This window comes from Gilliamella sp. B3367 (assembly GCF_026536825.1).
GTDB classification, from domain to species: Bacteria; Pseudomonadota; Gammaproteobacteria; order Enterobacterales; family Orbaceae; genus Gilliamella; species Gilliamella apicola_E.
In genome coordinates, this window is record NZ_JAFNNJ010000003.1 from 268338 (window position 1) to 282699 (window position 14362).

Consider the following 14362-nt stretch of genomic DNA (forward strand, 5'->3'; position numbering starts at 1 on the left):
AACCTATAGTTTGATAAATTTATTAATTTTGTCGATTATATGTTTAGCGTTTAATCCGACTTCATCGCGCATTTCTTGCTGTGAGCCTTGCGGGATAAAAATATCAGGCAATCCGATATTTAAAATATCACATTTTATTTTTTTCGATAACAAAAATTCATTAACAGCGCTTCCTGCTCCACCTTTGATGCTGTTTTCTTCGATGGTGACCAGTATATTATGGCTTTGGCTAATGTGCAAAAGGACTTTTTCATCAAGTGGTTTTACAAAACGCATATCTATCACTGTAGCATTTATTTGTTCGGCTACTTGTAAAACTTCAGGTAATAGTGTGCCAAAATTGAGTAAAGCGATCTCTTCGCCCTGCCGGCAGCATTTTGATTGCCCTAGTGGTATTGTTTTTAGTGGCTCTAAATGTGCGCCAGTGCCTTCGCCTCGAGGGTAGCGTACTAATGCTGGTCCATCATGTAAATAGCCTGTATAGAGCATTTGTCGGCATTCGTTTTCGTCACTTGGGGTCATGATGACTAAGTTTGGAATACAGCGTAAAAAGCTTAGATCGAACGCACCTTGGTGGGTTTCACCATCAGCCCCCACAATGCCCGCGCGGTCTATCGCAAATAAAACCGGTAAGTTTTGGATGGCAATATCATGAATGACTTGATCGTAAGCTCGTTGCAAAAAGGTTGAGTAGATAGCAACCACTGGTTTTAATTCGCTAATAGCAAAGCCGGCAGCTAATGTGACTGCATGTTGTTCAGCAATGGCGACATCAAAGAATTGATCTGGAAATCGTTTAGCAAATTCAGTCATGCCAGAACCTTCGCTCATGGCTGGCGTGATTGCCATTAGGCGTTTGTCTTGCTCTGCTATTTCACATAGCCAGTCACCAAAGATTTTGGAATAAGTTGGGGTAATTTTATTTGTGCTTGGTAATATTCCTTCATTTGGATTAAATTTAGGAACGCCGTGCCATAAGGTTGGGTTTTGCTCGGCTGGAGCATAACCTTTTCCTTTCTGGGTGATAATATGCAGTAATTGTGGGCCTTTTAGTTGTCTGACTTTTTGTAAGGTGGCAACTAATGTTTCAATATCATGTCCATCAACAGGACCAATATAGTTAAAACCTAATTCCTCAAATAAAATAGCCGGAGTGACTAAGCCTTTTAGGTGCTCTTCCGTTTTTTTGAATAGTTCTTTTAATGGTGGAATATTGGAAAGCACTTTTTTGCCACTTTCACGAAGTGAGGTGTAGGCTTTGCTTGATAATATTTGTGCCAAGTGTTGATTAAGTGCACCTGTGTTTTCTGAAATGGACATATCGTTGTCATTAACGATAACTAGCATATCTGGTTTTATGTGCCCAGCATGGTTCATCGCTTCAAATGCCATACCAGCAGTTAAGGCCCCATCACCAATAATAGCGGCGACTTTTTTACCTGACTGTTTTTTTTGCTCTGCGATCGCAATACCCAGCGCTGCACTTATTGAGGTTGATGAATGTCCTGTTGTTAATACATCATATTCACTTTCATTTCGGTGAGGAAACGGGTGTAATCCCCCTTTTTGGCGAATAGTTAGCATCTGATCGCGTCGACCCGTTAGAATTTTATGTGGATAAGCTTGATGACCTACGTCCCATATAATTTTGTCAAATGGTGTTTGATAGACGTAATGCAACGCGACTGTTAATTCGACCACACCAAGACCTGAAGCTAAATGACCACTAGATTGGCTGACACTGTCTAATAAAAATTGTCGTAGTTCCTGACTAATTGCTGGCAATTGTGCGAGCGGATATCGCCTAAGATCCGCAGGTGAATTGATTTGCTTTAATAGAGGATATTTGTTTAAATTCATTTTTATCATCTAGTTATTTAGTTAACTATTTCGATTAATAATAAAACCAGCAAGGTCTTGTAATGGTTGGCTATTATAAGGTATTTGCGTCAGACTATCGATAGCTTGTTGATATAACTTGTGTGTCATTTCGATGGCATTTTGTAAACCCATCAATGCTGGATAAGTGCTTTTTTCTAGCTTAAGATCAGAGCCTTGTGGTTTACCCATCAGCTCTTGTTCACCAATGACGTCTAATATGTCATCTTGTATCTGGAATGCTAGTCCGATTGCTTTAGCATAGTTGTCTAACATTGGGTAATAGGGTTGAGATACCTCATCGCATGAATAAGCACCGAGCCTTACTGCCGCTTGAATTAAGGCGCCAGTTTTATAGTTATGGATAGTTTGTAAGTGTTCCAACGTGACTGTTTGGTGTTCTGCTTGTAAATCCAGTGATTGACCTAAACACATTCCAGCAAGGCCACTTGCACTTGCTAGTTCAGTAATCATTTTTATTTTGCTTTGGTTGCTGATTTGTTGGTTTTCGGATAATAGGCTGAATGCTAGTGATTGTAGTGCATCACCAGCGAGGATGGCTTGTGCTTGGCCAAATTTTATGTGGCAGGTTGGTTTTCCTCGCCTTAGATTATCATCATCCATTGCGGGTAAGTCATCATGAATTAATGAGTAGGTATGCATCGATTCAATGGCTGCAGCAACTGAATCGAGTTTGGTTAGCGGACAATTAAACATTTGTCCGGTTAAATAGACCAGAATAGGGCGTATTCGCTTGCCACCAGCAAGCAGGCTGTAACTCATCGCTTGTTGCAAATTAGATGGTGCAAACTGCGAAATATATGTTGTTAGATAGTTATCAATACGTTCTTGTAATGGTTTTAGGCTATTCATTATTATCAATGGAAAATTCAGATAATTGTGCATCACTATTTTCAGATAATAAAATTTGGATGCGTTGCTCAGCTTCATTAAGTTGTTTTTGACCAGAACGAGCTAGTTTGATGCCTTTTTCGAATTCATTTAGTGCTTCATCTAATGGTAAATCACCATTTTCAAGTTGAGTGACAATTGCTTCAAGTTGCTTGATGGTTTCTTCGAAACTGACTTCATTATTGTTTGACATATCGTACTCCTTCTTATACCAAATGAGTATACACGTATTTTTTATGATGGTGAATTAAGATGTTTTAGTTAACAATTTAACTAAGCTGTTCTTTTTCATTTTCAAGTTCATCAACTGATAGTTGAGCAATATCCGGATTAATTGGTTTTTTTACTTCAATCCCTAATTCCCTAAATCGTTCTATTTGACCAATCACGTTACCACGTCCTTTCGAGAGTTTGTTCATTGAGTTTTGATAGGTCTGTTGGGCTTTATCCAAACAGTTGCCTAGATTTTCCATATCTTCGATAAATCCACGTACTTTGTCATATAGTTTACTGGCTCTATCAGCAATAAGCTCAGCATTGCGATTTTGGTATTCAAAACGCCATAAATTATGAATAGTTCGCAAGGCAACCAATAGGGTAGTTGGGCTAACAATCATGATGTTACTTTTTAATGCATCATTGATTAATGACGGATCTTGATCGATGGCGGATAAAAATGCCGGTTCGACAGGAATGAACATTAGAATGTAGTCTAATGATTGAATGCCATTTAGTTTATGGTAATCTTTTTGACTAAGTTGTTTTAAGTGATTACGCACAGCAATTAAATGATCAGCAATGGCTCTAGTTTTTGTCTCTTCATCATCACTATTAAAATAACGTTCATAGGCAACTAAGGTGACTTTGGAATCGATGACCACATCACCGCCTTGGGGTAAGTGAACAATTACATCTGGTTGTAGACGTCGGTTATCTTCATTAGTTAGATTAACTTGAGTGTGATATTCGTAACCTTGACGCAATCCGGAATTATCCAATATTTGACTAAGAATAAATTCACCCCAATTACCTTGGGTTTTGTTATTGCCTTTTAACGCATTGGTTAAATTGGTGGCTTCTTTCGTCATGAGTTCGTTAAGCTGTTGTAAGTTGCGAATTTCGTGAGTTAAGGTATGGCGCTCTTTGGCTTCTTGACCAAAGCTATCTTGAACTTGCTTTTTAAAGCCTTCTAATTGTTGTTTAAGTGGTGAGAGTAAAAACTCTAAGCTTTGTTTATTTTGTTGCTCAATTTTTTTGCCACTGTGCTCAAAAATTCGATTTGCTAAGTTTTCAAATTGCGTGGTTAATCGTTGCTCGCTTTGTTCTAAAACTGTCTGTTTTTCATGTGCGGCATTGATAATCTCTTCTAAGCGCGTTTTTAATTCACTAATTTTGATATTTTGAGCAACATTTTGTTGTTGGTATTGGCTCAACTCTTGTTCTAATTGAGTGATATTTGCCATTAATGACTGATTTTCTTTATTTCTTTGATTAAGTTGTAAATCATATATGGCATGTAGGTTATTCGCTTTAAATTGCGCTTTTAGCATGGCAATTAGTAAGGCGATAATGGCAATAATTACAATAATGACTACTGCCCATTCACTTAAGCCTAAACTTCCTAACATGATTAAGCCCTTTCAAACGTGAATGAAATCACATCATCTAAATTCATAGCATCAAGTGCTAACATAATTAAGCGGTCAAGCCCAACGGCAACACCTGCACAATCGGGTAAACCTGCTTCCATAGCCGCGATTAATTCAATATCGATGTTTTGTGGTGGTAAGTTTTGATTTGCTCGATCAATATTATTTTGTTCAAAACGCATCTTTTGTTCTTGCGGATTGGTGAGTTCTTTAAATCCATTAGCTAGTTCAACCCCTTTGTAATAAAATTCAAAACGGCTTGCTACACGATGATCTTCTGAACTGATCGCTGCTAAAGCTGCCTGTGAGGCAGGGAAGTTATAAACAGCGATAGGTTTTTCTTGTCCAATATGCGGTTCAACGCCAAAACTAAATAAACATTGTAATAAGGTGTCGCGATCATAATCATCAGTATTGAGTTCAATATTTAGTTGTTTGATAGCTTCAACTAAAGTTGCGTGATCAGCTTCTAGTGGGTCAATATTAAGATGACGTTGGAATGCCTTTTGGTAAGAGATTCGTTCCGCAGGTTCACAATCTAGGATGCTTTGCAGTAGATCATCCACTTCGTTGATCATTTGCATCATATCAAATTGAATACGATACCATTCGAGCATTGTAAATTCAGGGTTATGATAACGGCTTACTTCTTCATGATTGCGAAAACATTTACAGATTTGATAAATCGGTCCACTTCCAGCAGCTAATAACCGTTTCATATGATATTCAGGGCTAGTGATTAATGACATTTTTCGCCCTTGTTGTTCATCGTTTTCACCAGGTTTTAAAAATAAGGTATGAAATGAACTAAGATGTACATCGGTTACCGCATATTGACTTAGGGTCGGGGTTTCCACTTCCAAAATACAGCGGTCAGCAAAAAACTGTCTTACTTTAGATACAATTTTAGCGCGCTTAAGTAAATTATTAATAGATGCAGTAGGTTGCCAAGTCATAAAAAATATCCATGCATATTGATTAATTTCTAAAAGACGAAATAGGGCATTAAGCCCTATTTCTTATTGCTGGCATTCATTTTGCCACAATGTGAACAAATTGTCGTATTTTTCTTGTTGATGCCAGATATGGCGATGAAGTGCAGAAAGAATAATTGGATCTTCTAAGATCGCTAATTGTTGTTCTTTACTAATTTTTTCTAAATCCACTTGTTGATAATGCTCAATAAGTTGTTTTCGCAACTGTTGATTTTTTGAGTTAGGTAAATGACGAGAAGTCGATAATGCACAGGCTAACGCATTATAAATTGGATCGACAAGCGCCATAATAAAGCCATGTTCAATAAAAGCAGCTTCGGTTTGGACTAAATAGTCACCAGTTAGTTTTACTGCTCGCGACGGATGGGTTTCTTCCGGTGTTAAGAATAACCCTGCTTTTTTGGCTTTCATACCAATACTTGATAAGCCAGAAATACGAACAACTAATGGTGAAATGGTTAATGGAATTAATATCGCTATATACCAATAAGTAAATTGAGGATTTAACCAAATAATCACACATAACCAAACTATGCCTAGTAGCGATAATGGCCAACAGAAGTAGAATGATTCGCCCCAAGTTAAGGCATCATCGTTTCTTGCTGGTGATTTCCATTGAATTTTGCTACCCAGCCATGCTTTAACCACAAACTTGCTGTGGAAGATCATGCGGATTGGTGCAAGGATCATCGACCATACCATTTCAATTAAAATCGATAATGATAATTTGAATATTCCACCCACATCTTTTGCACCTGTTCGAGCAATAATAATGCCATAACTAAACAGTTTAGGTGCAAATAGCAATACCATTGTGGTTGAAAGTAATTGAATAGCTAATTGTTCATCCCACTTTGGCCACGTTGGATAAAATTGGTTAGGTTGGAAGAAGTATTGTGGTTCAGATATATTGAACACTAATAATAAGAGTGTAGAGAAGATCAAGAAGATTAACCACAATAGTGACGAGATGTAAGCCATACCACTGGTTAAAAACATCACACGGTGAGTTAACGTAATTCCACTTTTAAAGATTAATCGCAAATTAATCAAATTACCCATACACCAACGATTATCGCGTTTGAGATCTTCTATCATGTTTCCTGGTAGCTCTTCATAACTACCATTCATATCATACGCAATCCATACGCCATAACCTGCACGACGCATTAACGTCGCTTCAACTAAATCGTGCGATAAGATATGAATAGGGCCTTTACGTTTTTGTAATGGCGATAAAATACAGTGCTCAATAAATGGTTTTAGGCGAATCATAGCATTGTGACCCCAATATTGGGCTTCACTTAATTGCCAGAAGTGAGTACCTGAGCAAAAAATATCACTGTATATTTGATTGGCAAATTGTTGAATACGACCATATAAGGTTGTCATTCTGACCGATTTAGGCGGAGACTGTAAAATACCTGCTTTTGGATTCATTTCCATCATTGCGATCATTTTTAAGATACAATCACCGGTCATAATACTATCGGCATCAAGAATCATCATGTATTCATATTGGTGCCCCCAACGACGGCAGAAGTCATCGATGTTACCACTTTTACGTTTTACGCGACGCTTACGGTGGCGATAAAAGATATTACAACCATTGTCAGCTTTTTTAGCGTTAAATTCAGCCCATGCTTTTAATTCATTGACATAGAGATCGGGATCATTGGTGTCGCTTAGAATATAAAAATCACAACACTGCGCATGTCCTGTCTCAACTAGCGATTCATAAGTTGCTTCTAGCCCTGCAAATACCCGTGAAACATCTTCATTACAAATTGGCATGACTAATGCAGTACGATGTTTGGCGTCAATGTGGTTAGCAGGATCATTGGGGATGGCAATAGTGTAGCGATCTTTTTTGATCACCGCCAAAATAAGCCCCATGATGCTAGTCCAAAATCCTATTGAAATCCAACAAAATAGGATAGCAAATAAGGCAATGATAAAACCTTGTATGATATAAGGAATGATGCTGTAAATGGCAAGTTCTGGGTTGATATCCCAATTTGCCATAAAATTGATTTGTTGCCAGCTTTGATAAGGTAATAAGGTTGATAAGTAAGTTGTGCCGTAATAAGTTTGTATGGCAATAAGCACAAACATAATTAAACGACGAATAAGTGCGATGATATTCAGACCAGGTTTGGATTGAGGACTATAACGTTCATTCCAAATTTGTGGTTGAACCGAAACACGCTCAACTTTTGGATAAGTTGGTTGTTGTTTTCTTTCATCATTAAAATGATCAGTTTTGCCAACTTGATTGAGTCGATATTTTAGAAATTCGAGTTTATCGTTTGGCAAGTCTTCCGATTTCTGACGCCAATATTCGGCGTCAGATAGGTTTTCGAAATAATCTTTTTTCATGTTATGTGCTTATTATTAAGATCATTGAGCCGGAAATTGTCCGCTCCAAGTTTCGGACACGATCGTATGTGATTTTTTCGACGATAATTGAAGGCGAATGTCAGTTGGTTTTTTGTTATCTTCAACGTTGAATCGCACTAGTACTCGCCAACCTTTTGTTACAGAGTTGTATTGTGTATCACAGCTAACTATTGAACCATTATTAATACTTGAAATAACGTCAACTGGGTCTTGCTCTGATAAGTTTGGACCAACAAAATCTACAACATAAGCATTAGAACCATCAAGTTTACGTATTAAGTTTGCTTGTTTTATATCACCTAATGATAAGCGCGTACTTTCTGCTCTAGCTTCATTTTTTGGATAACGTTGTTGTTCGTTGAGTGAATAATGTAATCGATATTTAACATCTAACACATCACCAGCTTTATATTGTTTTTCGGGTACCCAGTAGGTAACGATGTTGTCGTTGGTTTCATCTGCGGTAGGGATTTCAACCAATTCAACTCGACCTTTATGCCAATCATTCAATATTTCAACCCATACACTTGGACGAAGTTCGTAATGGTCGTCGAGATCTTGATAGTCATCAAAACCTTTGTCACGTTGAATTAAACCAAATGCTTTAGGGCTTTCTAAACTATATGATGAAAAAGATAAGCGTTTAGGATTATTTAATGGACGCCAAATCCACTCATTTTTGGCCTGAATTGAAAGTCCATTAGAATCGTGCATTGCTGGACGATAGTTTAATAGTGGTGATGGTTGGTTAGGGCCAAATAAGAACATACTAGTCAGTGGTGCCACACCAAGTTTTTTAACTGAATCACGGAAGAATACTTTGGCTTCTACAGTAATAGTAGTATCAACACTTGGGATTAAGGTAATTTTGTAAGCCCCTGTTACACTTTTAGAATCAAGTAGGGCATAAATGACTAAATGTTTTTGATTTGGTTCTGGGCGTTCAATCCAATACTCTTTAAAACGTGGAAACTCTTCGCCAGACATTTCGCCTGTATCAATCGCAAGTCCACGCGCTGAAAGACCATAATGCTGATTTTTACCAACAGCACGGAAATAGCTACCACCTAGTGCGGTAAATATTTCATCGTCGGTTTTTGCTGGGTTATTGATTGGATAGTGCACTTTAAATCCAGCAAAGCCTAGTTTTTTAGTATCTAACTTATCTAAATTAATAGGACTTAAATCGAAGTAATCTGGGCTAAATTTAATTTCATTAACTTGATTGTTTACAATCTCATTAATTTTGACAGGTACATCAAAATACATACCTTCATGATAAAATTCGAGTTTGAAACGACTTTTGCGATCGCTCCAATATGCTTTATCATGCTTAAAATAAATCTTTTGATAATCGGCAAATTGTAGTGACGATAATTCACTAGGAATATTTTTAGATGGTTGGACGTAAGCTTTTTTTGATAGTTTTTCTGCTTGTGTCACAACATCGTTAAATGTAAAAGCCCATGAAGAAAAACTTAAACAAGATAAAGATGCGATACAAACTATCTTGCAAGTTAATGTTTTACTAAATCGACTAATAGGTAATAAATTGTACATAAAAAGACTCACTTGAGTATTATCTAAAAATATTGTTGTAATTGATAATATTGTCTTTAGGGCTACTTAAGCATTTTTCCATAAAGTCGCTTCTCATCTCTTGAAGAATACTTGGGTTTTCATCAATCAAAAAGTGAGAGTAGTTATCTTTGAGAATTTTAGCTTTTAAAGCGGCCAAATCTTGCACTGACATCTTAAATAAAGTTTGATAACTTTGGATTATATTATTGGTATCATTAGTATAAACTGCTTCAATAAAATCTGCTGACCATTGACAGTAATTTTTAACATTACTATCAGTTGGTGTGATTTTTTTCAACTCAAGATTATGTTCAGCTTGGTTTTCCTCGACGACTCTTTTAAGTTGAATGTCATATTTTAGCTTGTAGAATTCTTTGAGATAAAAATTTAGCACACAGGCAGATTGGTTGCTGTCACCTTTACAGTTTAAAATACCGTGTTTGGTTATATAGCTGTCAAAGTGTTTGTCTCCAACGAGTTGAAGTAATTGTTTTTTTGCGTCCACAACAAACGAATTATTTTGTTCAGATTGTTGCTTTAAAATCGCTAACTGATCAACTTTAGTTTTACCATCGGTTGAAGACGTATTGTTTTTTACACAGCCTGCGGCAAGAATAGAGACAATGGCGCATGTAAGGATATTACTTATTTTCATATATCAAATTCCACGAATATATTCTTGAGTTGTAATTTCAGGATGAGCAACTTACACTTTTTAGTGGAGCCGTAGCGCGAAATTATATACTCTTATTCTTTTAAAAACACTAGATGATTACATTAAATTTATAAAAACGCATTTATTATTCTTTTGTAAGTTTTTATTAATGTCGACATATTTTTCGAACATCGACGGTAAATTGTGAATCATCAATTGAAGCCGGCTTAAATTTTCCTTTTGCTTTTAAAAAGGCAATAAGTTGCTCGGCATTCATATCGGAGTTGGAACAGGTATGAAATTTAGCCTCGGTACCGAATTTTTTGTGTATGGCTTCTAGTAAAGATGATTCAGTATAATCATTCCCATCCATCATTTGTAACACTTCGTGGCCGTGAATTGACATCTTTTTTCCTCTCCATATAGCAGTTTAAACTAGCTTTATTTTTTATTTTTTTGAGCGGTGAAAGATAGCAGATATTATTATTAAAAAAAAGAGGATAAATGTTAAAAATATTATTAATATTTTTTAGCTTAACCCTGATAATTATCAGGGTTATTAATCATAGTTTGTAACTGATTAAATTGACTAGGGAATTTAAGAGTTAGATTCATTCAGTTTCACAATAACCGATAGATTTTCCATTTTAATTTCATGAATTTTAACAGTGATCAAATCAGCAATTTTGTATGCAGTTTCGCCTTTAATTTTAATTAGCCCTTCATCCGGACTAGTTGATATTTCATCGCGCACGGCATGAATCATTGACAGTGGTAAAAATGCTAATGCGCCAATATCATTTAAACGAACTCTTGCACCGCCACGGTTGATATCTAATATTTCCGCTGCGAACTCTTGTCCTATTTTGTTAGATAAATATTGGCAATAAAGGTTTTCGGCAATATCACGCTCAGCTAAACGTAATTTTTTACGTCTATCAGCCATGCTCTCTAATTGTTCGTTTGATGGAGCTGTTGAGGCTTCTGCTTTAAGCGAGGCTTTAAGTATACGATGGTTTATCATATCACCATATTTTCGAATTGGTGAAGTCCATGTTGCATAAGCATCAAATCCTAAACCAAAGTGAGGTTCTGGTTTTATAGAGAAATCAGCAGGTGTTTGGAACTTTCTTAATCGTGTTGATAAGAAGTCATTATCATCACTTAATCGGCGGAATTTAACATAGCCTTCAAATGAAGTAAGTGATTCTTTATCAAAATCTGTAATGCCATTGTCTGCTAATATTTTTAATATTTGTTCAATGTATTTGGTATCAAAGCCTGAATGAGTGTTAAATACGCCAGTACCTACGTTTTCTTTCAAATACATGGTGAGCGCTAAATTAGCGATAATCATCACTTCTTCAACAATATTATTGCCGATGCCACGTGATTCTTTAATGATTGTTTTTACTTGACGATTATTATCAAGAATAAATCGATAATCATTGTTCACTTTGAAAACTAACGCATTTTGTTGGCGCCAATTTATCCGTGTTTTTGCCAATTCTGATAATAATTTTAGTTGGTTTTTTATTGCCGCGTCATCGATATTTAAATCACCACGATTCTCTAAAAATTCAGACACATTGTGGTAAGAAAGCTTAGCTTTCGATTCAATCCATGCGGGTAAAAAACTGATATCATCATTCGTAAATTCGCCATTTTTATCAATTTTAATTTTACAAACCATAGCTGGACGTTTTTGATTAGCTTTTAATGAACAAAGATCGTCCGCTAACTGTTTTGGTAACATTGGAATATTAAAGTCGGGCAGATAGGTGGTAAAGTTTCGGTTTTTTGCGATATTGTCGATTTCACTATCTTGCTCAATATATGCGGTTGGATCAGCGATGGCGATCATCAGGTTATAATTACCCATATCATCTTGTGAAATGGTAATCGCATCGTCCATATCTTCGGTATTTTCACTGTCAATTGTAAAAAATTGAATATCCGTTAAATCTTGACGATTTTCTTTTTCAGTCTCTGAAATTATTAAAGATTCAGCTTGTGGAGCTTTGTCTTCTAAATTATAACGAGCCAAAGTTTTAAGCCATAGTTGATAAATTGAATCAGCACTGGCAATAAATTTTGTTATTTCAGCAAGAAAATGATTTTTATTTTTTTCTAATGGATGAGATTGTAAGGTGGCAACAACCCAATCACCTTCTTTTAATTTTTGCTTTACTTCAGGATTAACTTTACAGCGAATGGCAAAATTGACAGGTATATTTTCGGGATAAATGACCATCGCATTATCTAAAAAACCAATTTTGCCAATAAATTTTTGTAAACTACTTTCAATTAATACTTCAGGTTCAAATGATGTTTTATCGTTAATGGTGGAAATAGTGCCAGAAACTTTATCACCATGACAAACCATTTTCATTTTCGAAACAGCAATAAAGTAGTCAGTTTTGTTGTCAACATTTAGAAAGCCAAAACCTTTTTCATGCGCTCGGACGATACCTTCAACACGAGGTTTTTGCTCATATAATTCTTTTTTTAGTTGGGCTAGTAACGGGTTATTTTGAAACATAGTTTTTAATATTAATTGAAAAATTTGAACTAAATTCTATCATAGTTATGCTTTTGGGGTTATTGAATTGTTTATTAGTGATGACGAAACAGTCTTAATTACAATAAATTGTAGAGTGGCATAATGAAATTAAACTATAAAATACAGGGTGATAATCAACCAATTTTATTGATGCATGGTTTATTTGGAAGCTTAGATAATTTAAATATGTTAGCTAAAGATCTGTCTAGTCATTACCAAACTATTCAGGTTGATTTGCGCAATCATGGTCAATCACCATGGTCAAATGTCATGAATTATGAAGTGATGGCTGAAGATGTTGCTGAGTTATGTCATGATTTGCAGTTACAAAATATTATATTAATCGGCCATTCAATGGGAGGAAAAGTTGCCATGCAATTAAGCCAACTTATTCCTGTTTCTAAAATCTGTGTCATTGATATTGCGCCAGTTAAATATACTCAAACGGCAAATGCACCTGTTCTTAACGCTTTAGAAAAATGTATTAATCAACAATTAACTGATAAAAAGCAGATTATTGAACTTATGCATGATTTAAGTGCCCCGACCATTTCATTTTTACTTAAATCTTTTAAACATCAGCATTGGTTGTTTAATGCTCAAGTCATTATTGATCAATATGACAATATATGCGATTGGCACACAATTTCACCTTGTAACGTACCGACATTATTCATCCGAGGTGGAAATTCAAACTATATTACTGATAAGGATTATCCAGCAATATTTAGCCAATTTCCAAATGCTCAAATTGAAATAGTAGAAGGTGCGGGTCATAATGTTCATGCAGAAAAAACTCAGCAAGTTTTACAACTTTTACATACAAAAAGCTTCATCTAATCGATTGTGGTTGATGCATTGTTTAAAATGAGCTTATGGTCGTCATCCAACACAATAATGCTATCATTTATCACGTTAACTTTTGAAAAGTCTGGGATCACAGTTTGTGCTCCGTGTTTGATAAGCTCAGCATCGCCTATTCCAACACAATAGGCGCCAGCTTCAACTGCTGAAGTCACGCCACTTATTGAGTCTTCAAATACTAACGTTTCAGCGGGTGGTAGCATAAGGCGTTTAGCGCCAAGAAGATAAGGATCGGGGTAGGGTTTTCCACGAGCCACATCGTTTCGTTCCACTATCACAGAAATACATTCCTGAATATTCAACATTGCCATTATTCGATCTATTTTTTCGCGCCAACCACTGGTTACAATCCCCACCCTAATTTTGGCTTTCGCTAAGGCATGTATTAATTGTGCAACACCTGGTATTGGATCATAATCAGCAGTATTTTCAGCGTGCATGATATAGTCTTGAACACTTTTTTGCGCTTCAGTTGATAGATGCCCAAACAGTGCTTTAATCGTATGTGGCCCGGGTTGGCCATGAATATGTTTAATAATATCGTCATCCTTGACGGTTATTCCATATAACTTGCCAGCCTCAATCCATGCTTTTTCAATAACGGTATTTGAATCAATTAGAACCCCATCCATATCAAATAAAACCGCAGAAATTTTTTTTATTGCCTTACTCATAAGTTTTTTACCCCGTGCGTTAACCTTAGCCAAGAATTTAACTATTTACATTGAATCTTTGGACTTATAGAAGAGCGTCCATTTAACAATAAATATCTTAATTTTATTCATAACTAATTGTACTTATTGAAATTAATATAAATAGTAAAAGTAATTATGTATAATGAAAAAAATGACTGATTTGATAACAA

Annotated in this window: 12 protein-coding genes; 1 reads left to right on the forward strand and 11 read right to left on the reverse strand. The window is 35.9% G+C overall.

What is annotated here, in order from left to right:
• Positions 1-3: 3 nt before the first annotated feature.
• From dxs to J3U23_RS07185, 10 genes are all read right to left on the reverse strand, one after another.
• Positions 4-1866: a 1-deoxy-D-xylulose-5-phosphate synthase gene (dxs, locus tag J3U23_RS07140; RefSeq protein ID WP_416380096.1), complete on the reverse strand. Its 1863-nt coding sequence runs from the start codon at positions 1864-1866 to the stop codon at positions 4-6.
• Between the two features lie 15 nt (positions 1867-1881).
• Entirely contained in the window at positions 1882-2754 is an 873-nt protein-coding gene (ispA, locus tag J3U23_RS07145) for a (2E,6E)-farnesyl diphosphate synthase (RefSeq protein ID WP_416380097.1), read from the reverse strand.
• Positions 2744-2983, reverse strand: a complete 240-nt coding sequence (gene xseB / locus J3U23_RS07150; RefSeq protein WP_065563353.1) for an exodeoxyribonuclease VII small subunit — start codon at positions 2981-2983, stop codon at positions 2744-2746. Before xseB ends, ispA begins: the two co-directional genes overlap by 11 nt.
• Before the next feature lie 76 nt (positions 2984-3059).
• A complete protein-coding gene (gene rmuC, locus J3U23_RS07155; protein ID WP_267337721.1) occupies positions 3060-4418 on the reverse strand; it encodes a DNA recombination protein RmuC in 1359 nt (452 codons plus the stop codon).
• A 2-nt stretch (positions 4419-4420) separates the two neighbouring features.
• Positions 4421-5395, reverse strand: a complete 975-nt coding sequence (gene epmA, locus J3U23_RS07160) for an elongation factor P--(R)-beta-lysine ligase (RefSeq protein WP_065563355.1) — start codon at positions 5393-5395, stop codon at positions 4421-4423.
• A gap of 63 nt (positions 5396-5458) precedes the next feature.
• Positions 5459-7813, reverse strand: coding sequence for a glucans biosynthesis glucosyltransferase MdoH (gene mdoH / locus J3U23_RS07165; RefSeq protein WP_267331040.1), 2355 nt, complete (start codon positions 7811-7813; stop codon positions 5459-5461).
• A gap of 21 nt (positions 7814-7834) precedes the next feature.
• Complete coding sequence (locus J3U23_RS07170; protein WP_065563357.1) at positions 7835-9394, reverse strand: glucan biosynthesis protein G; 1560 nt, start codon at positions 9392-9394, stop codon at positions 7835-7837.
• Positions 9395-9413: 19 nt separating this feature from the next.
• Complete coding sequence (locus J3U23_RS07175) at positions 9414-10070, reverse strand: hypothetical protein (RefSeq protein ID WP_220225756.1); 657 nt, start codon at positions 10068-10070, stop codon at positions 9414-9416.
• Between the two features lie 166 nt (positions 10071-10236).
• Entirely contained in the window at positions 10237-10476 is a 240-nt protein-coding gene (locus J3U23_RS07180) for a YecH family metal-binding protein (RefSeq protein ID WP_065563359.1), read from the reverse strand.
• Positions 10477-10668: 192 nt separating this feature from the next.
• Positions 10669-12612 (reverse strand): exoribonuclease II, encoded by a 1944-nt coding sequence (locus J3U23_RS07185; protein ID WP_267338883.1) that lies wholly within the window; start codon positions 12610-12612, stop codon positions 10669-10671.
• A gap of 123 nt (positions 12613-12735) precedes the next feature.
• Here J3U23_RS07185 and J3U23_RS07190 point away from each other — a divergent pair, with 123 nt between their 5' ends.
• Positions 12736-13473: an alpha/beta fold hydrolase gene (locus tag J3U23_RS07190; protein WP_220225758.1), complete on the forward strand. Its 738-nt coding sequence runs from the start codon at positions 12736-12738 to the stop codon at positions 13471-13473.
• Here the strand turns inward: J3U23_RS07190 and J3U23_RS07195 are convergent.
• Complete coding sequence (locus tag J3U23_RS07195; RefSeq protein ID WP_267338884.1) at positions 13470-14171, reverse strand: HAD family hydrolase; 702 nt, start codon at positions 14169-14171, stop codon at positions 13470-13472. The genes J3U23_RS07190 and J3U23_RS07195 overlap by 4 nt on opposite strands.
• Positions 14172-14362 lie beyond the last annotated feature (191 nt).

Excerpts from the sequence above, each read along its gene's own strand:
- mdoH (WP_267331040.1), bottom strand. The coding sequence starts at position 7,813 with ATGAAAAAAGATTATTTCGAAAACCTATCTGACGCCGAATATTGGCGT.
- J3U23_RS07190 (WP_220225758.1), top strand. The coding sequence starts at position 12,736 with ATGAAATTAAACTATAAAATACAGGGTGATAATCAACCAATTTTATTG.
- epmA (WP_065563355.1), bottom strand. The coding sequence starts at position 5,395 with ATGACTTGGCAACCTACTGCATCTATTAATAATTTACTTAAGCGCGCT.
- J3U23_RS07185 (WP_267338883.1), bottom strand. The coding sequence starts at position 12,612 with ATGTTTCAAAATAACCCGTTACTAGCCCAACTAAAAAAAGAATTATAT.
- J3U23_RS07180 (WP_065563359.1), bottom strand. The coding sequence starts at position 10,476 with ATGTCAATTCACGGCCACGAAGTGTTACAAATGATGGATGGGAATGAT.
- rmuC (WP_267337721.1), bottom strand. The coding sequence starts at position 4,418 with ATGTTAGGAAGTTTAGGCTTAAGTGAATGGGCAGTAGTCATTATTGTA.
- J3U23_RS07195 (WP_267338884.1), bottom strand. The coding sequence starts at position 14,171 with ATGAGTAAGGCAATAAAAAAAATTTCTGCGGTTTTATTTGATATGGAT.
- xseB (WP_065563353.1), bottom strand. The coding sequence starts at position 2,983 with ATGTCAAACAATAATGAAGTCAGTTTCGAAGAAACCATCAAGCAACTT.
- J3U23_RS07170 (WP_065563357.1), bottom strand. The coding sequence starts at position 9,394 with ATGTACAATTTATTACCTATTAGTCGATTTAGTAAAACATTAACTTGC.
- J3U23_RS07175 (WP_220225756.1), bottom strand. The coding sequence starts at position 10,070 with ATGAAAATAAGTAATATCCTTACATGCGCCATTGTCTCTATTCTTGCC.